The sequence below is a fragment of the Rhizobium sp. BK176 genome, assembly GCF_024808055.1.
The window spans coordinates 254,886-273,922 of record NZ_JANUBV010000003.1 but is presented as its reverse complement, the minus strand read 5'-3'; the positions used below and the strand labels follow the sequence as shown (position 1 = coordinate 273,922).

Sequence of the window (19,037 nt, the reverse complement as noted above, 5' to 3'; positions counted from 1 at the left end):
CCGGACGCATTCGGTGAGACAATAGCCGCGTTCGAACCTTAGCACCTTTCAGGTGAGCATATGAGCGCTGCAAAACCGTCCACAAAACGACGCCTGCTCCTTCTTCGTCACGCCAAATCCGCATGGCCGGAGAACGTGCCCGACCACGATCGCCCGCTAGCGGGTCGCGGAGAGAAGGCAGCACCGTTGATGGGCCGCTATCTCGCGCGTGAAAAGCTTATCCCCGATCTGGTTCTGGTGTCCTCGGCTCGGCGCACCCAGGAGACCTGGGGGCTTCTTGCCAAAAAGCTTCCGTCTGCGATCGCAAAGCGTGATGCGGAGGACTTGTACGAAGCTTCTGCCGCAAAGATCGCGGCTGTCGTACAAACCATCGATCCCAAGGTTCGGACGCTTATGCTGATCGGGCACAATCCCGGCTTTCAGGATCTCGCAGACGGTTTGATCGGCGAAGGCGATGCCGACGCATGCGCTCGCATCAGGGAGAAATTCCCGACGGCCGCACTTGCGGTGATCGAGTTCGATGCCGATCGCTGGAAGGATCTGAAGCCGCGAAGTGGCATGTTGGAACGCTTCATCACGCCACGTTCGCTTGCCTGAGGTGGCGTCTCTCCCCTCCCTCGAAATAGAGAGAAGGGAGAGCAGAGTTTCGATCAGAAATTGGCCGTATATGGATCTGGCCCCATGCGGGCGCTCTTGTCGTCAAGCTTGGCGATTTCCTCCATGTCGGCCGCATCCAGCTTGAAATCGAAGACCTTGAAATTCTCCTCGATCCGCGACGGCGTAACCGACTTCGGAATGACAACAAGGCCGCTGTCGATATGCCAGCGAATGATGACCTGAGCCGGTGTTTTTCCGTGCTTCCTGGCGATCTCGCCGATCGCCGGATTGGCGATCAACTTGCCCTGACCGAGCGGGCTCCACGATTCGGTGGCGATGTTCAGCTTCTTGTGCGCTTCCTGCGCAGCCTTCTGCTGGAAATCGGGGTGCAACTCGATCTGGTTGATGACGGGAACGACGCCGGTATCGCCGATGATCTGTTCGAGATGATCCGGATAGAAGTTCGAAACGCCGATCGAACGAGCACGGCCTTCTTCCCTGATCTTCACGAAGGCCTTCCAGGTTTCGCGATAGAGCCCACGGTGCGGCGACGGCCAGTGGATGAGGTAGAGGTCGACATACTCCATGCCGAGCTTCCTCAGGCTGCCCTCGAACGCGCGCATGGTCGCGTCGTAGCCCTGATCGGTGTTGCGGAGCTTGGTGGTAACGAAAATGTCCTTGCGATCGAGGCCGGACGAGCGGATGCCCTCGCCGACGCCTTCCTCGTTGTCGTAGCCGGACGCCGTGTCGATGTGCCGATAGCCAGCCGCTATGGCTGAACGCACCGTCGGTGCGGCGATCTCCTGGGGCGTCTGCCAGACGCCGAGGCCGACCTGGGGAATTGAATGTCCGTCATGGAAAGTGATGATGGGTTGCTGTGCCACAATATGTCTCCGGAAGTTTGAAGAATTGGACGGGGCGTGATTGAAGCCGCGGTTGCGGATTTCCCTGCGCGCATTTCAGCCCGTGCGCCGGTCGAAAGGGCATATAGGTCGGCGGGGCTGGTTTATCACCCCCGCGGATCAAAGAACGCGCACGACCGTCCCCTTGCGCAAGAACGGCAAGAGGCGCCGCATGTCTCTTTGGTGAACGGCCACGCACCCAGCGGTCGGCTCGTAGCCGGGCTTGATCAGATGGAAGAAGATCGCCGAGCCGCGATTGCGCGCTCGCGAGGTGATATTCCAGTCCATGACGAGGCAGACGTCATAGAGGGCGTCCTTGCGTTTCATTTCCTCATGGCTCGGCCGAAACGGTGCTTTGACTAGCCTGTTGTAGTTGGCGTTATCAGGTTGGTCGCACCACAGCATATCGCCACGAATACGGCGAATCGCAAGCGGTGACTCAAGACGCGTGGGTCGCTCGCCGCGACGAAAGCCGGAAAGTAGCTTCATCGAGGCAATAGGAGTGGCCCCATCTCCCTCACGCTTGAGCACCGTTCGGCCAGACCGACCGATTGCGGCCGGCACGATAATCGTACCGAACTTGATCAGGGCCCTACTTTTTTTGCCTGGTGCAGGACGAACAACGAGGGTCGTCGACTGTATCGGTCTCGGACGCCTTGTTTTCTCCATTTTTCTCAAATGTGGTTGCGATTGCTAGGATTACGATTGAAAACATATAGCATCGTATACGACAACAGCTCGGTTGCCCAATCTTTGCCAATGCTAGCGAATTGGCGTAGGAGTGAGGGACCGCAGGCGAGGGATAGAGCCGCATGACCGCACGCACCATTCTCTTGGTGGATGATGATGACGACCTCCGCGAGACACTCACGGAACAGCTTTCGCTCTACGACGAATTCACGGTGCTTCAGGAAACAACGGCGGCCAAGGGCGTCGAGCGTGCGCGATCAACGCCGATCGACCTGCTCATCATGGACGTCGGGCTGCCCGATATGGACGGACGCGAGGCCGTCAAGCTGCTGCGAAAGGGCGGACTGAAAGCCCCGATCATCATGCTGACCGGTCATGACACGGACTCCGATACCATCCTCGGCCTCGAAGCGGGCGCCAACGACTACGTTACCAAGCCCTTCCGCTTCGCTGTCCTGCTTGCCCGCATCCGCGTGCAACTGCGCCAGCACGAGCAAAGCGAGGACGCCACCTTCAGCGTCGGCCCTTATGTCTTCAAGCCGAGCCAGAAGCTGTTGACGATGGACAGCGGCCAGAAGATCCGGCTGACGGAGAAGGAAGCGGCAATCATTCGCTACCTCTATCGCGCCGAGCAGAAGGTCGTCACCCGCGACGTGCTCCTGGAAGAAGTGTGGGGCTACAATTCCGGCGTCACCACGCACACGTTGGAAACCCACGTCTACCGCCTGCGCCAGAAGATCGAACGCGATCCATCCAACGCCGAGATTCTGGTGACAGAAAACGGCGGCTACAAGATCATCCCGTAGCATGGCTCTGAACGATGACATCCGGCTATTGTCGCAGCTGCCGCTGTTCCACGGGATGTCCGAGGATCAGCTGCGGCTGATCGCCTTCGGCGCGGATCGACGCGTCATTTCGGCAGGCCAGATGCTCTTCCGCGAAGGCTCGCCGGCGGAAAGCGCCTACGTCATCCTCGCTGGCGGCGTCGAACTCAGCCGGACCGGCCGCGATGGCCAACCTGACGTCCAGAGCACGGTCGGACCTGGCACGCTTCTGTCCGAACTTGCGCTGATCACGTTGGTCGAGCGCAAGTTCACGGCCGTTGCAACCGAAGACACGAGCATCATTCGCATCACGCGTTCGCTGTTCCACCGGCTTATCGAGGAATACCCGGAGGCTGCCCGGCTGATCGAGAGCCGCATTCGGGACAACATCGCCGAGCTTGCGGCCAAAGCAGTGGCACAGCTCCACCGCTTCGTCTGAGCAGATCAGAGATTGAAGTGCGCGGTTACTGGCACATGGTCGGACGGCCGTTCCCATCCGCGCGCTTCCTTCAGAATATCGATGCGCTGCAGGTGTGGCCCGAGATCCTTTGAACTCCATATATGGTCGAGCCGACGGCCGCGATCAGCTGCTTGCCAATCCTTGGCGCGATAGCTCCACCACGTATAGAGTTTTTCATTCTCCGGAACGTGCTGGCGCATCAGGTCGAGCCAGGCGCCCCGCTGCATGACCTCGAGAAGGCCCTCGGTCTCCACCGGCGTGTGGCTGACGATCTTGAGCAGCTGCTTATGCGACCATACGTCGTGCTCGAGCGGAGCGATATTGAGATCGCCGACAAGGATTGCTGAGGTATTCGTCTCGCCGTTCGCCTTGAGTTGCTTCATTTCCTCGATGAAGTCGAGCTTGTGCCCGAACTTCGGATTGATCGTCCGATCCGGTTCGTCGCCGCCGGCCGGCACATAGAAGTTATGCAGGCGAATACGCCGGCCTCCGCGCTCGAAGACGGCGGAGATGTGCCTGGCATCACCGACGTTGCAGTAGTCCTGACGGTGATCCTCGACGAGCGGGACACGTGAGGCAATGGCAACACCATGATAGCCCTTTTGGCCATGGATGATAATGTGTTCATAGCCCATCGCGCGTAGCGGCGAGGCAGGAAACAGATCGTTTGGCACCTTCGTTTCCTGGAGGCAAAGTATGTCTGGCTTATGCTTGAGGACGAATTGCTCGACGATCGGCATGCGCAACCGCAGAGAGTTGATATTCCAAGTCGTGACCGAGAAGCCCATTCCATTGCCTTTCAAAAACCGGACGAACTGGCTTTAGAGGAAAGGCTGTCGCTATGGAACGGATGCGCGCAAAGAAAAACGCCCTGTAAGATTGCAGGGCGTTGTCCTGACAAAACAGCGGGAAATCAATCTCGGTAGGCGGCCGTTCCGGGGATCACTTCGTAAGGCACCCTGAACACCTTGTCGTCGAACTGGATGCCGGTCTTGACGTTGAACACCATGACGGAGGTGTCCTTGCCCTGGTTGTCGGTGATCGTCCACTGACGGAGATCATAGGTCTTCGGATCGAACATCATCGTAATCGTCGAGTTACCAAAGATCGTGTTGTTGCCAAGCGCGATCGTCGTCAGGTCGGATTCCTGCTTCACGCTCTTCACGGAGCCTGCCGAGAGGTCGATCCGCTGTGCCAACAGCAGGCTGAGCGGCGTCTTCGACAATGGATACAAATCCCACGTCTTGAGCTTCATATTGCCAACGGCAACGTTCTTTCCGTCCGCGATGACACGGATAGGCGATGGGTTGTCATAGTTAAAGCGCAGCTTCCCGGGGCGCTGGATATAGAACTTCCCACCGGTCTGCTCGCCGCGCGGGCCAAACTGGACGAATTCGCCCTGCATCGTCGCAACACTTGAGAAGTGGTCCGCAATCGCCTGCGCGGTAGAGGCGCTGGAAGCAGCGGCCGCCGCCTGCGCATAGGCCGCAATCGGGATTGCCGACGCCGCAGCGACGGCCAGCGTGCCAAGAAGATGGCGCCGGGTCAGCGAGATGCGGTCCATGACGGAATTGGAGTTGTTCATCTATGTCTCCTTTATGCATTTTGAATGCTGCGGAAACGCGGCGCCTTCATGGCGGAGCTCGCAGGCCTGCATAAACTAACGGTTTCAATGCGATCAGGTTTCCGTGAGGTTGGCATCATTCAATGCTGCCGGCCTCAGCGGTCAAGAATATCGCCCTCGGTCGGAACCAGGATCTCGCGTTTTCCAGCATGATTGGCGGGACCGATGATGCCTTCCTGCTCCATCCGCTCGATCAGTGATGCGGCGCGGTTGTATCCAATGCCAAGTCTGCGTTGAATATACGACGTCGATGCCTTTCCGTCACGTAGAACGATGGCCACGGCCTGATCGTACGGATCGTCGGATTCAGAAAGATTGGACGTTCCCGCCGGACCACCGCCATAGTCGCTATCTTCGTCCTCGTCAGCCGTAATGGCGTCGAGATATTGCGGCGCGCCTTGCGTCTTCAGGTAGGAGACGATCTCCTCGACCTCCATATCGGCAACGAACGGGCCGTGGACGCGCTGGATGCGTCCGCCGCCGGCCATATAGAGCATGTCACCCATGCCGAGCAGCTGCTCCGCGCCCTGTTCGCCGAGGATGGTGCGACTATCAATCTTCGACGTCACCTGGAAGGAGATGCGGGTCGGGAAGTTTGCCTTGATGGTGCCGGTGATAACGTCGACAGACGGGCGCTGGGTCGCCATGATGACATGGATGCCGGCGGCACGCGCCATCTGCGCCAGTCGCTGCACCGCGCCTTCGATGTCTTTGCCGGCAACCATCATCAGGTCGGCCATCTCGTCGATGATGACGACGATATAAGGCATCGGCTGCAGGTCGAATTCTTCCGTCTCGTACATCGCCTCGCCCGTGTGGCGGTCGAAGCCGGTCTGCACGGTGCGCGAGATCACCTCGCCCTTGGCAAGGGCCTGTTCGACGCGGCTGTTGAAGCCGTCGATATTGCGGACGCCGATCTTCGACATCTTCTTGTAGCGCTCTTCCATCTCGCGGACGGTCCACTTGAGCGCAACGACAGCCTTTTTGGGGTCCGTGACGACAGGCGAGAGAAGATGCGGAATGCCGTCGTAAACAGACAATTCGAGCATCTTAGGATCGATCATGATCAGGCGGCATTGCTCCGGCGTCATGCGATAAAGCAAAGACAGGATCATTGTGTTGATGGCGACCGACTTACCCGAGCCTGTGGTACCCGCAACTAGCAGGTGCGGCATCTTGGCCAGATCCGCTATGACAGCTTCGCCGCCGATGGTCTTGCCGAGCGCCATGGCAAGCTTCGCCTTCGAGCCTTCGAAATCGCGTGAGGCGATGAGTTCGCGCAGATAGACGGTTTCGCGCGTGGAGTTCGGCAGCTCGATACCGATGGCATTGCGGCCCGGCACGACCGCGACGCGGGCAGCAATCGCGCTCATCGAGCGGGCGATATCGTCGGCCAAGCCGATGACGCGCGACGACTTGATACCGGGAGCAGGCTCCAGTTCATAGAGGGTGACAACCGGACCGGGACGGACGTGGATGATTTCGCCCTTGACACCGAAATCCTCGAGCACGCCTTCAAGCATGCGCGCATTCTGTTCCAGCGCATCGGCAGACAGCGTCGAATCACGCACGACATTCTTCGGTTCGGCGAGGAGATGCATCGACGGAAGCTGGAAGCCCTCGGGGCGGATGAACGATCCCTGTTGCTCGCGTTCGACGCGGGCGCCGGGTTTCGGCCGCGCCGTCGGCTGTACCACGCGCGGCTCCGAACGTCCGCCGGCGGGCTTGGAGGGAGCGCGCATCATCCAGTCGTCGTCATCAGGCAGAATGTCGGCTGGACGCGGCGGCATGTCATCGAACGGCAGATCATCATCGTCGTCGTCATTGAGCGAAATGGACGGCGCGGAAACAACACGGCGCTGTGAGGCGGCGCGCGGATCCATCGATGGATCCATGCGCTCTCCACGTGCAGCCGGTACCTTGGCGCGGACCGGCTCATTCAGTTTACCAAACTCGTCGTCATTGAAGTCGTAGGGCGACTCGAAATCGTCCTGCCGCCGCTTGCGAGGACCCATGCCGAGCAAGCGACGCATGCGAGCCTGGCTCATGTACCAGGCATGCGTCAGCGCGCCGAACGCCAGCCAGCCGCCTTCATCGTCATCTTCTTCCTCGTCACCTACCGAAGGCAGCTTGGAGCGGCTTTTTGCGTAGTCTTGCGCAGCTTCGTCCTCATCCTCCTCGTTGCGACCGACGAGACCGGCAGAAAACAGCAGCATCCAGACGGTGGGGATGGCGAACACGCAGCCAACCGCTGTTGCGAAGGCGCCGGTCGGATAGGCGCCGACAAACAGCGCAGGAAACCGCAGGATCATGTCACCGATGACACCGCCGATACCGTTGGGAATCGGCCAGGTGAGCGGCGGCGGGAAGCAACCTATTACGGCGGAAGAAAGCACCGATCCCAGACCCCAGGCGGCGGCGCGCGCCGGGATGCGGCTGATGCGGCGTCCCGAGATCAACGCAAGCGCCCAGGCGACCACAGGCAAAAGCGCGACGACGCTGGCAAGTCCGAAGAACTGCATTGCAAGGTCGGCAAAGGCCGCCCCGCTATAGCCTAGAATGTTGGTCGGTTCGTTTCCTGTTGCATAGGAGTAGCTCGGATCCGCAACATTCCAGGTCGCAAGCGCAGCAACCGCCAAAGCGAGCAGCAGAAAGATCCCGAAGCCGATAAGGGTTTGCGCCTGCCGGAACATGAAACCCGAAAGGGAAAAACGGTCAGGCCGGCCATCCATTGCAGGCGATGTGCTTCTTGCCATGTGTGTACCCGTCCAATGCGTGAGAGCGTGCGAATCGCCAAGCGTCTGCGCCCAGTACCTTCGCCCCACCTAATCAAAGGACGGTTAAAGCGGTATTAACCATGCCACCCCCACATCTTGCATCTGAAAATAAAAAAGCCCGAACCTATGGAGGTCCGGGCCAAAAGCGGACTATTCGGACGAATAGGCCGCGACGGGCTGTTCAGCGGCGCCTGTTATGCAAGCGCCGCAATGCCTAGATTACGAATGGTACGCGGCTTCGCCGTGGGTTGCGAGGTCGAGACCCTCGCGCTCCGCTTCGACAGAGACGCGCAGACCGATGACGACATCAACGATCTTGTAGAGGATGAAGGAACCGATGCCCGACCATGCGATCGTCGTCAGGACGCCCTTCAGCTGGGCGAAAACCTGCGTCGCGGTACCCGGATAGCTGGCCGCGAAGTCGGCCGTCGAGTAATCGACGATGCCTGCGCCGCCGAGCGCCGGATTGACCAGGATGCCAGTGCCGATGGCGCCGAGGATACCACCGACGCAATGCACGCCAAAGACATCGAGCGAGTCGTCATAGTTGAACTTGTTCTTCACGACGTCGACGAAGAAGTAGCAAACCGGCGAAACGATGAGGCCGAGGACGATTGAACCCATCGGGCCTGCGAAACCTGCTGCCGGCGTAACGGCAACCAGGCCAGCGACGGCACCTGAAGCTGCGCCGAGCATCGACGCCTTGCCGCGAGTGAAGTTTTCGACGAGGCACCAGGACACAGCCGCTGCAGCCGTTGCGACGAAGGTGTTGATCATCGCGAGCGAGGCATAGGCGTTGGCTTCGAGGTTCGAGCCGGCATTGAAGCCGAACCAACCAACCCACAGAAGCGATGCGCCGACCATGGTGAGGGTCATGGAGTGCGGAGCCATGATTTCCTTCTTATAGCCGGTGCGCTTGCCGAGCATGATGGCCCCGATCAGACCGGCGATACCGGCATTGATGTGGACGACCGTACCGCCGGCGAAGTCAAGTGCGCCGTAGGAGAAGATCAGACCCGACGCCGAAGTGTAGGAGCTCGGACCACCCCAGAACCAGACCATGTGTGCCATCGGGAAGTAGACGAAGGTGACCCACAGAACGACGAACAGCATGACGGCCGAGAACTTGATGCGCTCGGCGAAAGCGCCGACGATCAGGGCAGGCGTGATGCAGGCGAAGGTCATCTGGAAGCAAACGTAGGTCAGCTCCGGAATGGCAACGCCCTTTGTGAATGTTTCGGACAGAGTGGTCGTGTCCACGCCTGCGAGGAAAGCCTTCGAGAAGCCGCCGACGAAACTGTTAAGCGAGCCGCCGTCCGTAAACGCGAGCGAGTAGCCGTAGGTCACCCAGATGATCATCACCACTGCCGTGATCATGAAGACCTGCATGAGAACGGAGAGCATGTTCTTGGCGCGAACCAGACCGCCGTAGAAGAGGGCGAGGCCCGGGATCGTCATCAGCAGGACGAGAACCGTGGAGATCATCATCCAGGTATTGTCGCCCTTGTCGACCGTCATCGCAGGAGCAGCAGCGGCGGCTGCAGGAGCAGCTGCATCCTGCGCGAAAGCGACGACTGGCGCGAGCAGCGCAGCCGACGCAGCAGCAAGCCGCGCATAGGTGGAAGAAAACTTCGAAATTGACATTGAAACAGGCTCCCTTGCTCTGCGGCTCTTACAGCGCTTCTGTGTCGGTTTCGCCGGTGCGAATGCGCACGGCGTGGTCGATCGAATAGACGAAGATCTTGCCGTCACCGATCTGGCCGGTCTTGGCAGATGAGGCGATGGCTTCGACAGCCTTGTCGACGAGTTCGGAGGCGACCGCGATCTCGATCTTGAGCTTCGGCAGGAAGCTGACCGCATATTCGGTGCCGCGATAAATTTCAGTATGTCCCTTCTGGCGCCCGTAGCCCTTCACTTCGGTCACGGTCAGGCCTTGGATGCCGATCGCCGTGAGGGCTTCGCGCACCTCATCCAGCTTGAACGGCTTGATAATGGCCATCACAATTTTCATCTGGTTTCCCATCCTTCGTTATCCTCGGCACGGAGCCGACTCTCCTTGCCGCTGACGTTCACGAACAGCGACCGGGACTAGACATTCAAAGGACGTGCCAGATTCGATCTGGCGATCTAATGGATTGAAAAATATATGTTATTTATAACGGCGCTAATAAACGGGCAATTGATTGCCCAATAATCGCTCAAAAAATGTTCAAATGAATGAATATGCCTACGATTTATTCAATTGCCCGTTTACGAATCAGCCCCTCCTGCGCCACCGACGCAATCAAGACACCGTCTCTCGTAAACAGGCTACCGCGGGTGAGCCCCCTGGCACCGGAAGCCGAGGGGCTGTCCTGGGTGTAGAGAAGCCAATCATCGAGTTTGGTAGGCCGATGGAACCACATCGAATGATCAAGGCTGGCCACCTGGATGCTCTGATCGAAAATCGACGTTCCATGCGGATGGAGCGACGTATCGAGCAGGGTCATGTCGGAGAGGTAGGCAAGAATGGCTGCCTGATAGTGCCCATCGTCGGGAACTGGCCCCGTCGCCCGAACCCAAACATGCTGCACCGGATCGAGCTTCTTGTCAGAGAAATAGTGCGTGAGCGATATCGGGCGAATCTCGATCGGCCGCTCGCGCTCCCAGTATTTCCGAATCGGCGCGGGCGCGTTGGCTAGAAACTGGGCCGCGATCTGCCGCTCATCGAGAAGCTTTTCCGGAACGGGCACGTCGGGCATGACGATCTGATGATCGAAACCAGGTTCCTCGATCTGAAACGAGGCCGACAGGGCGAAGATCGCTTTTCCATGCTGGATGGCGACGGCCCGGCGCGTATTGAAACTCGACCCGTCGCGAATCCTTTCCACCTGATAGACAATCGGCACGGAGGGATCGCCCGGTCGCATAAAATAGGCGTGCAGCGAATGCACGATCCTGTCGCGCTCCACCGTGCGCTGTGCCGCCATCAAGGCCTGCGAGATGACCTGACCGCCGAAGACGCGCTGCCAGCCAACCTGCGGGCTGCGACCCCGAAAGATGTCGACCTCGATCGCTTCGAGATCCAGCGTAGAAAGCAGGGTCTCCATCGCAGTCGGCTTTTCGGTGTCACGCGTCATTTTGTACGGCTCCGGGCGGTAGGAAGTACGGCAGCGATGATCTATATAGATCAATACGATATTCACAAGAAACGGAACGGAATCCATGCGGGACATGCTGGTTGTAGGCGCGGGTTATGTGGGGCTTTCCGCGGCCGTGGCGGTCAAGCAGGCAGCACCTCACCTCGATGTCGCGGTTGTCGAGGCTGCCCCTGCCGGCGTATGGCAGAAGGACATGCGCGCCTCGGCCATTATCGCCGCCGCGACCAGGATGCTCGGGGTTTTCGGCATCTGGGATGAGATCGAGCCCGACGCTCAGCCGATCAGCAAGATGATCGTCACCGATTCCAAGACATCGGATCCCGTACGTCCGGTCTTCCTGACCTTCGATGGCGAGGTGGAGGATGGACGGCCGTTCGCACATATGATTCCGAATGTCGTGCTCGTCCGGGCGCTGCGTGGCGTATGTGAACGGCTTGGGATCGAAATTCATCACGGCTTTAGCGCGACCGGCCTCTCCATTGCCGATACGCATGCGACAGTCACCGCCGCGGATGGTAGCGTGCAGGAAGCCCGGCTGGTCGTCGCCTGCGACGGCGTCCGTTCACACCTCAGGGACCTGGCGGGCATCAAGACCGTCTCCTGGGACTATGGGCAGTCCGGGATTGTCACGACTGTCGAGCATGAGCGCCCGCATCACGGTTGCGCGGAAGAGCATTTCCTTCCGTCCGGACCGTTCGCCATCCTGCCCCTGAAAGGCAACCGTTCCTCGCTCGTCTGGACTGAGCCGACGCCGGAGGCAAACCGTCTCGTCACATCCGACGATCTGATTTTCGAGGAAGAGCTGGAGCGCCGCTTCGGTCACAAGCTCGGTGCATTGAGGGTTGCCGGCGACAAACGCGCCTTCCCGCTGGGGCTGACGCTTGCACGGGCTTTCGTAGCTCCACGTGTGGCGCTCGCCGGCGATGCGGCGCATGGTATTCATCCGATTTCAGGTCAGGGCCTCAACCTCGGCTTCAAGGATGTCGCCGCCCTTGCCGAAACCGTCGTCGAGGCCGATCGGCTTGGCCTTGATATCGGCTCGATCAACATACTGGAGCGCTACCAGGCGTGGCGACGCTTTGACACCTTCCGGATGGGCGTCACCACCGATGTGCTGAATCGGCTTTTCTCGAACGACGTAGGGCCACTGCGTATCGCCCGCGACTTTGGCCTCGGGATCGTCGATCGGCTGCCAGGCCTCAAATCGTTCTTTATCGGGCAGGCAGCCGGCACGACCGCCAAGGACAACCCCCGCCTGCTCGCGGGACAGACGATCTAGTCAGTCGTCCAGCCCGCGCGCCTCGGAGACCAGCATGATCGGAATGCCGTCACGGATCGGATAGGCGAGACGCGCCTTCTCCGACACGAGTTCATTGTGCTCGCGATCGTATGTTAGCCGGCCCTTGGTCAGGGGGCATACCAATAGTTCCAGCAGTTTCGGGTCAACGCGGCTGAGCTTTTCGTCCATGTCTCAGCTTTACTGCAGAACGGTGTCCGAGTCACCGAAGACGCGTGCCAGCACGATCTCGGTGATCGCGATCAGTGTTTCCGCGCGTGTTTTCAGATCCGGTGCCTCCAGTAGCGCTTGCTTCTCCGCCGGTCCAAACGGAGACATCATCGCCAGCGAGTTGACGAGCGTCAGATTGCTGGCGCGCTCGACACTTTCCCAATCCGCCTCGAGCTTGTTCGCATCGAGATAGGCCTTGAAGGCGGCCAGAAGCGCGGTCCGATCAACCGCATCTTCCTCGTCGCGTGCCGAAAGATCAGCAATGAACGGCGCAATGCGGAAGGTTCGGAACGGATTGTGGGTTTCCCGCTCCTCCAGCAGCCGAAAACGGCAAATGCCAGTCAGGGACACGATGTAGCGACCGTCGCCGGTCTCGGCAAAAGAAGTGATGCGTCCGAGGCACCCAACCGGCGCCAGATTAGCCTCGCCCTGCCCTTCCTGGTCGCCCAGCGCGGGCTGGACCATGCCGATCAATCGATTGCCTGATAAGGCCGCATCGAACATGGCAAGATAGCGCGGCTCGAAAATATTGAGAGGTAACTGCCCTGTCGGCAGCAGCAGCGCACCGCCCAGCGGAAAGACCGCGATCGTATCAGGCAGATCACCGGGTTTCAGATATCGTGCATTCCCCACTTGCATAGAGACTGGTCCTGCATTACCGGCGGGCGCGACACGCCCGCACAAACGGAAATGTGGTGCCCGCCTCTAAAAACGCAAGGGCGACGAATCGAAACTGGAGTCTGAATTACGAAAACAGCATCGCCGAAAGCTTGCGGCGTGCCGAAACCGTAGCCGGATCCTTGAAGCCCCAGACGTCGAAGAACTGCAGCAACTGGCGCCGCGCGCCGTCGTCGTCGAAGCCACGGTCCTTGCGCATGATGTAAAGCAGGTGATCTGCCGACTCGTCACGCCGGCCCTCGACGTTGCGGATCTTGGCAAGCTTCAAACGCGCTTCATGATCGTCGGGATTTCGCGCCAACTCCTGCTCCAGGGCTACGGGATCGCCGAGCTTGCGCGCCTCCTCGATCTGATCGAGCTTCTTCGAGACCGCCTGGATGGCCGGATCCTTCGCCATTTCCTCCGGCAGTTCGGTTAGCGCCTCGCGCGCACGCTCATGCTGGTCGGCGGCTATCATGCACTCCGCCATTCCCGCCAACGCCTTGGCATTCTCGGGATCGGCCTGCATGACAGCACCATAGAGCTGCGCGGCACCGTTGATATCGCCTGAAGCCAGCAGCTCGTCGGCCTCCTTGAGAACGCCCTCGATTTCTGCCGCCTGGTCGGCGCCGGCCGGACCGGCGATCCGATCGATGAACTGGTTGATCTGGCTCTCTGGCACTGCGCCCATGAAGCCATCGGCGGGGCGACCGCCAACGAAGGCGATCACGGCCGGGATCGACTGGATACCAAGCTGCCCGGCAATCGAGGGATGGTCATCGATGTTCATCTTGACCAGCTTGACGCGCCCCTGCGCTTCGTTGACGACCTTTTCCAGGACCGGCGTCAGCTGCTTGCAGGGACCGCACCACGGTGCCCAGAAATCGACGAGAACCGGCTGGTTGCGCGATTCCTCAATGACATCCTTCGTGAAATTCGCAGTCGTCGTATCCTTGATATAGCCGCCCGCGCCGGGTGCCGGCGCTGCCCCGTAGTTTGCCGTTGCCGTCATCTGGCCCAAGGAATTGCTGTAAGGATTGTCGTTGCCGCTCATGGATATCTCCCGCCGTGCCGGTCAGCCGGCTTGTGTAGCGCTAAAATCGTATGTCAGGACGTCACTTTCAAGACAAGCGGCTTGTGTCCTGTTGCTTCCATAAAGCGAATAAGGTCGCTGCTGGCAATCGATGTCGTGGCATCGTTCGACAGCGGATGACAGTTGATGATCTCATCCTTCATCAGATCGGCATCGAGAACGAATGTGACATGTCCGCCTGTATCGTTGATGGCCCCAAAAGCCGTAACCGCCCCCGGAACAACGCCCAGATACTCCATCAGCTTTTCCGGTTTCCCGAATGAGACCTTGCTGGAAGCGCCGATCAGCGTATGCACCGTTTTCAGATCCACAGCTGCATTCTCTTCTACCGTCAGCAGGAAGAACTGATCTTTCTTGTCCTTCACAAAGAGATTTTTGGTGTGGCCCCCGGGAATTTCATCGCGCAGTGCCACCGATTCGGCGACCGTGAAGACCGGCGCATGATCCTTGGTGCTGTGCTTTATCTCCAGGCCGTCAAGGAAAGCAAAAAGGTCATTTCTGGTCTTCGGCGTCACATCGGTCATCGTAAAATCCGTGGGTCTGAGAGCGACAAGGTGCCTGATTACGGTCCGCGATCGCCTTTTGCAATGTTCGTGGTTGACGCTTGGCCCTGCATTTGCGGCACTTCCGATGTCTTCGAACGAGGCCCGGAAATTTTTCTTCGAAATTCCGTCATTTCCCTGTTGCATTTGAAAATCGTTTGGGCGATATAGCGCCCGTCGCCGCAAGGTGGCGCCCACGGTCCTCACAACTACCCCGGACCGGTGCGGATTGAGCGGGTGTAGCTCAGGGGTAGAGCACAACCTTGCCAAGGTTGGGGTCGAGGGTTCAAATCCCTTCGCCCGCTCCAAATTTCCTCGAATAAGTCAACATCTTAAGACCTCGCTTGTCGAGGAGCCAATTCGGGCTTTTGGCCGTGTCGCCACCGGAAAGACGGCGCAGCGTAACGGCACCTCAGTACCCAACCGACTCACGACGGGCTATACCTTGCTTGCGCTGCCGGGCTTCTGTGGCCGAATGGAGCCATGTCATGGAAGAACAAGGTCACGACGGGTGGGGATTTTATCGGCACGGTTTCTTTGTGGGAAGGGGGCTCCTTTTAACAACGCCGCCTCCATCCCGCCGAAGCCCCCCCGCAGGGGCGGGAGCCAATCAACCCCTTCTTACTACTGCTCGGGGGTGTCAGGTTCCGGCGCTGGTGGGCGCTTACTCTTAGATTTAGATTCCTTACGGGGGAGACAGGGCTTTGTCGGAACTAGCGGTGTCGCCAGACCTTGAGGGCGGAAACCAGCAGGATCAAAGCAAGAGCTGGGAGCAGGAAAGCGTTGGGCACGATGCCGAGCAGCTTGCCGCCGATGAAAGTTCCGACGATCGACCCAGCTGCCATGACGAGCAGGAAAAGCCGGTTGCGCCCAAGAACGGAAAAACTTTGGTCGCGGCTGTAGCGCGTGAAACCGACAAGCATTGTCGGCAGGCTCACTGCAAGGGAGATAGAGCCAGCTAGCTTGATGTCTGCCCCGAATAATATCACCAAAGTCGCGACTAGAAGTTCACCGGCCGCCACACCAAGCAGCGAGGCAACTGTCCCGATGACGAAGCCCGCGAGGACCCCCGCGACCAGTTGCGCGCCCCCCGTCAGAAGCGGCTGCCCAGCCGCTACGTCACGCCCAACTACCAACACGATCGCGAATTCTACGAGCAGAATGGCGATGACTTTGTACAACGTGTCGGACTTTAGACGCGTAGCCAAACCCGCTCCGAACCATGCGCCTAAAAGGCTTCCGGCGAGGAGATTGACGATGATAGGCCAGCTTGCCGCAATCGTGCCGAAAGGAACCGTTGCCGCCCGAAACAGCAATGCCGATGCAACGACAACGAGGCTCATGGCCTTGTTGAGAATGATTGCTTCCAAAGCCGGAAAATTGAAAAGGCCAATCAAAAGGGGCAAGCGAAACTGACCACCACCGAGGCCGATCAGTCCAGCGAATGCGCCGATGACACCTCCACCACCTAAAGCCATCGGAAGGTTGCGTGATTGCTGCGCAATAGAGGTGTCGTCCGTCATCATCCAAGCTCCGCGAAAATCTCACCTCTTGTAGTGGTAGCTGGATGTCGTCAGTTGGGCTACTGCGCGTTTGGTCCTCGCCCGACCGCAAACTGCGCCTCCCACTCCGAAACGGAAAGCTCAAGAACACGCGTTGGTAGTGATGATGACTTATGGATAATCTAAAGTTTCTGTTTAGCCTCCAGGCCCAACAACTTTGCCTGTCCCATGATCGCGGCGACCATGCCACCCGCGTTCCTGCCCTTTCCGCAATACCGGTATGGTCGGTCCTTAGATCCTCGAAGGGCGGTCAGCGGATTTTAGTTGCGGGCGACGTCCAGGCATTTTCCGCGGCTTTCTTTGCCAGCGCAAGGTCGCGCTCATCCCGCTGCTCGGCGTTGTCGCGAACCGTTTCGGCCTGCCGGTCGGCAATGTAGGGTGCCAGCATTTGCTCCAAATGAGCCGCTGTCAGTCCGCCTGCAAAGCTCCTCATCTCTTCCCTCGCCCTGTTTACCGTTTGTAAACATTTAGCGGGTCACAGCGCTGATCGAAATGGTTCGATCGAACTCTCCCCGTGCTTTTTCGGGGACAAGACAAGCGCCCGAGACTAGGGGGTGGCCACCCCTAGCCGTTCGGCATGCGGCGCAAGTGAGGTCATGATATTGGGGTGGAGCATGATCCCTTCAGCGAGAGCCTCGCGCTTGCGGGCCAGCCCGTTTTCTCCCGGCAGCCGAACGCGCGCAACACCCGGTCGCGGGGGATTGCTGCGGCATGCCTCGGCAAGCCAGCCCGTCTGCCGTAGAAAGGCATCGCGGCCACCAAAAGCTTCAGGGTCGAAAACCTGGACGGTGACTGCCGCGTTTGTCCCCTTCAATTCGTCGACACGCCCAAGACCGCCAAGCCCCTGCGTGAAGGCCTCGACATGAAGCGCCATGCCATAGCCCTTCTGGCCATGATCGAGCCCTCCCACCGGCATAAGCGTGCCGCCACGGTCGATCACCCGCGGATCACGGCTGGGCTCGCCGTTCTCATCCATCAGCCACTCGTGCTCATATTGCCGGCCCTCGCGCACCAACCGCTGCGCCATGTTGACCGTCGTGATCGAAGCGCTGATATCGATCAGGATGGGATCGCCGGGCGTTGGGATGCCATGGGCAACCGGGTTGGGAGTATAGACACCCTTTCGTCCGCCGAAAGGCGCGACCTGTCCACCGGATGGGCTGGAGCTTGCGATGCTGACCATGTAGCCGCGATCCGTGGCGATGGTGAGATAGGCGGCGAGACAACCGATATGATGACTGTCGGCGATCGCGATCGTGGCTGTGCCGTAGGTGGCAGCGCGCTCGCAGGCGAGTTTCACCGCTTCGGATGTCAGCCACGCACCGGGAAGGCGGCGCCCACGCCAGGCAACGGCTGGACCACGATCCGACAGAATATCCGGCACGCCCTCACGGTTCATCACACCATCGGCGATGCTTTGCAGATACCAGCCGGCCAATGCCAGGCCATGCGTCGTGTGGCCCATCAAATCGGCTTCGACGAGATAGTGCGCAACGGCGCCCGCCTTTTCCTCCTCAAGTCCGGCGGCGCCAAACAAGGACTGCGCAAACATGCGCAACGTATCCGGTGCATAGCGGATATCGGGAGCCTCGCCCATGTTGTTCTCCATCATTTGGCGGCAGCGAGCCGGTCAGCGCGCGAGAAAGCGGGGTTCCAATGTCTTGCCATCGAACGCCGCAAGCACGTTCTCGGCAGACATGATCGACACGGCGCGTTTCGCGTCGAGGGTGACGCCGGCGACGTGCGGGGTCACCAGCGTGTTCGGCAGTCGGAATAAGGGATTGTCGATGCCGGGCGGCTCGACGGCGAAACTGTCCAAACCGGCCCCGGCGAGGTGCCCATCTTCAAGCGCGGAAATCAATGCCTTCTCGTCGACCACTTCGCCTCGCGCCGTGTTGATCAATAGCGCGCCCCGCTTCATCAGCCTGATGCGACGAGCATCGATGAGGTTTTGTGTCTCCGGCGTCAACGGACAGTGGAGGCTGACAATGTCGGAGTTCGCAATGAGTGTATCCAGGTCGGTTTCGCGGGTGACCCCATCGTGAAACGCGTGACCGGGCGTATGTGGATCGAAGGCCGAGACGATCATGCCGATGGCGCCCGCCATACGGGCGAGCGTCTGGCCGATGAAGCCAAACCCGACAAGACCAAGCCGCTGGCCGCGCAACTCGCGCCCGTTATATTGGTTCTTGTCCCAAATACCGTCCCGGACGAGCCTGTCCTGGCGCGGCAAGTCCTTGACGAGCGCCATGATCAGCGCGAGCGCATGCTCGGCGACCGAGTGTCCGTTACTTCCCGTCGTCATCGACACGGGGGTGCCGAGCGCTGCGGCCGCCTTCACGTCGATGTCGTTCGTTCCGACCCCGTGCTTGGCGATGTGTCGGAGCCTTCCCCCCGCCTGCATTTCCTCAGCCCCAAGCAAGTCGGCGAGCAGACGCACGATGACTGCATCCGGCTTGTGGGCTTTCATAACCTCAATGACGGCCTGCCGGTCGATGTAGGGCGGCGTGGAGATGACGCGTACTCCGGCATTTTCCAAAAGCGCCCGGCCTTCGGGCGCCAATTCGCCACCAAGAATGACAACAGTCTTTTCCATTCGCTCAACTCCTCCAGCGAGCAAAGCAGCAGGCGGCACACCACGGCACGGCCAACAACCCCGCAA

At 59.6% G+C, this 19,037-nt stretch carries 20 protein-coding genes and 1 tRNA gene; 5 read left to right on the top strand and 16 right to left on the bottom strand.

Going from position 1 to position 19,037, the window contains the following annotated elements; genetic code table 11:
* Positions 1–60: 60 nt before the first annotated feature.
* Positions 61–597, top strand: coding sequence for a histidine phosphatase family protein (locus tag FHT76_RS14050; protein ID WP_183863756.1), 537 nt, complete (start codon positions 61–63; stop codon positions 595–597).
* A gap of 53 nt (positions 598–650) precedes the next feature.
* On the opposite strand, the gene FHT76_RS14045 is transcribed toward FHT76_RS14050, so the two are convergent.
* Positions 651–1,481, bottom strand: a complete 831-nt coding sequence (locus tag FHT76_RS14045) for an aldo/keto reductase (RefSeq protein WP_183863757.1) — start codon at positions 1,479–1,481, stop codon at positions 651–653.
* A gap of 138 nt (positions 1,482–1,619) precedes the next feature.
* Positions 1,620–2,168 (bottom strand): L,D-transpeptidase, encoded by a 549-nt coding sequence (locus tag FHT76_RS14040; protein ID WP_405049265.1) that lies wholly within the window; start codon positions 2,166–2,168, stop codon positions 1,620–1,622.
* A 143-nt stretch (positions 2,169–2,311) separates the two neighbouring features.
* Between FHT76_RS14040 and FHT76_RS14035 the strand changes: the two genes are divergently transcribed.
* Positions 2,312–2,995 (top strand): response regulator transcription factor, encoded by a 684-nt coding sequence (locus FHT76_RS14035; RefSeq protein WP_016556671.1) that lies wholly within the window; start codon positions 2,312–2,314, stop codon positions 2,993–2,995.
* A gap of 1 nt (position 2,996) precedes the next feature.
* On the top strand, positions 2,997–3,452 hold the full coding sequence (locus FHT76_RS14030) for a cyclic nucleotide-binding domain-containing protein (protein WP_183863758.1): 456 nt from the start codon (positions 2,997–2,999) through the stop codon (positions 3,450–3,452).
* Positions 3,453–3,457: 5 nt separating this feature from the next.
* Here the strand turns inward: FHT76_RS14030 and xth are convergent, their stop codons facing one another.
* From xth to tesB, 6 genes are all read right to left on the bottom strand, one after another.
* Positions 3,458–4,261: an exodeoxyribonuclease III gene (xth, locus tag FHT76_RS14025; protein WP_259126902.1), complete on the bottom strand. Its 804-nt coding sequence runs from the start codon at positions 4,259–4,261 to the stop codon at positions 3,458–3,460.
* A gap of 125 nt (positions 4,262–4,386) precedes the next feature.
* Complete coding sequence (locus FHT76_RS14020) at positions 4,387–5,058, bottom strand: outer membrane lipoprotein carrier protein LolA (protein ID WP_183755125.1); 672 nt, start codon at positions 5,056–5,058, stop codon at positions 4,387–4,389.
* A 134-nt stretch (positions 5,059–5,192) separates the two neighbouring features.
* On the bottom strand, positions 5,193–7,853 hold the full coding sequence (locus FHT76_RS14015) for a DNA translocase FtsK (protein ID WP_183863760.1): 2,661 nt from the start codon (positions 7,851–7,853) through the stop codon (positions 5,193–5,195).
* Between the two features lie 240 nt (positions 7,854–8,093).
* Positions 8,094–9,518 carry an ammonium transporter gene (locus tag FHT76_RS14010; protein ID WP_183863761.1) on the bottom strand — a complete coding sequence of 475 codons (1,425 nt, stop codon included), beginning with the start codon at positions 9,516–9,518 and terminating at the stop codon, positions 8,094–8,096.
* Between the two features lie 28 nt (positions 9,519–9,546).
* Complete coding sequence (locus FHT76_RS14005) at positions 9,547–9,897, bottom strand: P-II family nitrogen regulator (RefSeq protein ID WP_019280527.1); 351 nt, start codon at positions 9,895–9,897, stop codon at positions 9,547–9,549.
* Positions 9,898–10,108: 211 nt separating this feature from the next.
* Entirely contained in the window at positions 10,109–10,993 is an 885-nt protein-coding gene (gene tesB, locus FHT76_RS14000; protein WP_183863762.1) for an acyl-CoA thioesterase II, read from the bottom strand.
* 85 nt (positions 10,994–11,078) lie between these two features.
* Here tesB and FHT76_RS13995 point away from each other — a divergent pair, with 85 nt between their 5' ends.
* Positions 11,079–12,293 (top strand): ubiquinone biosynthesis hydroxylase, encoded by a 1,215-nt coding sequence (locus FHT76_RS13995; RefSeq protein ID WP_183863763.1) that lies wholly within the window; start codon positions 11,079–11,081, stop codon positions 12,291–12,293.
* Here the strand turns inward: FHT76_RS13995 and FHT76_RS13990 are convergent, their stop codons facing one another.
* From FHT76_RS13990 to FHT76_RS13975, 4 genes are all read right to left on the bottom strand, one after another.
* Positions 12,294–12,482: a Trm112 family protein gene (locus FHT76_RS13990; protein WP_007794429.1), complete on the bottom strand. Its 189-nt coding sequence runs from the start codon at positions 12,480–12,482 to the stop codon at positions 12,294–12,296.
* Positions 12,483–12,491: 9 nt separating this feature from the next.
* Positions 12,492–13,160 carry an LON peptidase substrate-binding domain-containing protein gene (locus FHT76_RS13985; protein ID WP_016556679.1) on the bottom strand — a complete coding sequence of 223 codons (669 nt, stop codon included), beginning with the start codon at positions 13,158–13,160 and terminating at the stop codon, positions 12,492–12,494.
* Positions 13,161–13,266: 106 nt separating this feature from the next.
* Positions 13,267–14,232, bottom strand: coding sequence for a thioredoxin (trxA, locus tag FHT76_RS13980; protein ID WP_259126904.1), 966 nt, complete (start codon positions 14,230–14,232; stop codon positions 13,267–13,269).
* Positions 14,233–14,285: 53 nt separating this feature from the next.
* On the bottom strand, positions 14,286–14,795 hold the full coding sequence (locus FHT76_RS13975) for a prolyl-tRNA synthetase associated domain-containing protein (protein WP_183755118.1): 510 nt from the start codon (positions 14,793–14,795) through the stop codon (positions 14,286–14,288).
* Positions 14,796–15,046: 251 nt separating this feature from the next.
* Between FHT76_RS13975 and FHT76_RS13970 the strand changes: the two genes are divergently transcribed.
* Positions 15,047–15,121 (top strand) — tRNA-Gly (locus FHT76_RS13970).
* A 405-nt stretch (positions 15,122–15,526) separates the two neighbouring features.
* On the opposite strand, the gene FHT76_RS13965 is transcribed toward FHT76_RS13970, so the two are convergent.
* The 4 genes from FHT76_RS13965 to FHT76_RS13950 form a co-directional block, all read right to left on the bottom strand.
* Positions 15,527–16,336 (bottom strand): sulfite exporter TauE/SafE family protein, encoded by an 810-nt coding sequence (locus FHT76_RS13965; RefSeq protein WP_183863826.1) that lies wholly within the window; start codon positions 16,334–16,336, stop codon positions 15,527–15,529.
* Positions 16,337–16,625: 289 nt separating this feature from the next.
* On the bottom strand, positions 16,626–16,808 hold the full coding sequence (locus FHT76_RS13960; RefSeq protein ID WP_183863765.1) for a hypothetical protein: 183 nt from the start codon (positions 16,806–16,808) through the stop codon (positions 16,626–16,628).
* 114 nt (positions 16,809–16,922) lie between these two features.
* The gene (locus FHT76_RS13955) at positions 16,923–17,972 is read right to left on the bottom strand and encodes an Ldh family oxidoreductase (RefSeq protein WP_183863766.1); all 1,050 of its coding nucleotides are present in this window, start codon (positions 17,970–17,972) and stop codon (positions 16,923–16,925) included.
* A 33-nt stretch (positions 17,973–18,005) separates the two neighbouring features.
* Positions 18,006–18,971, bottom strand: coding sequence for a hydroxyacid dehydrogenase (locus tag FHT76_RS13950; protein ID WP_259185628.1), 966 nt, complete (start codon positions 18,969–18,971; stop codon positions 18,006–18,008).
* Positions 18,972–19,037 lie beyond the last annotated feature (66 nt).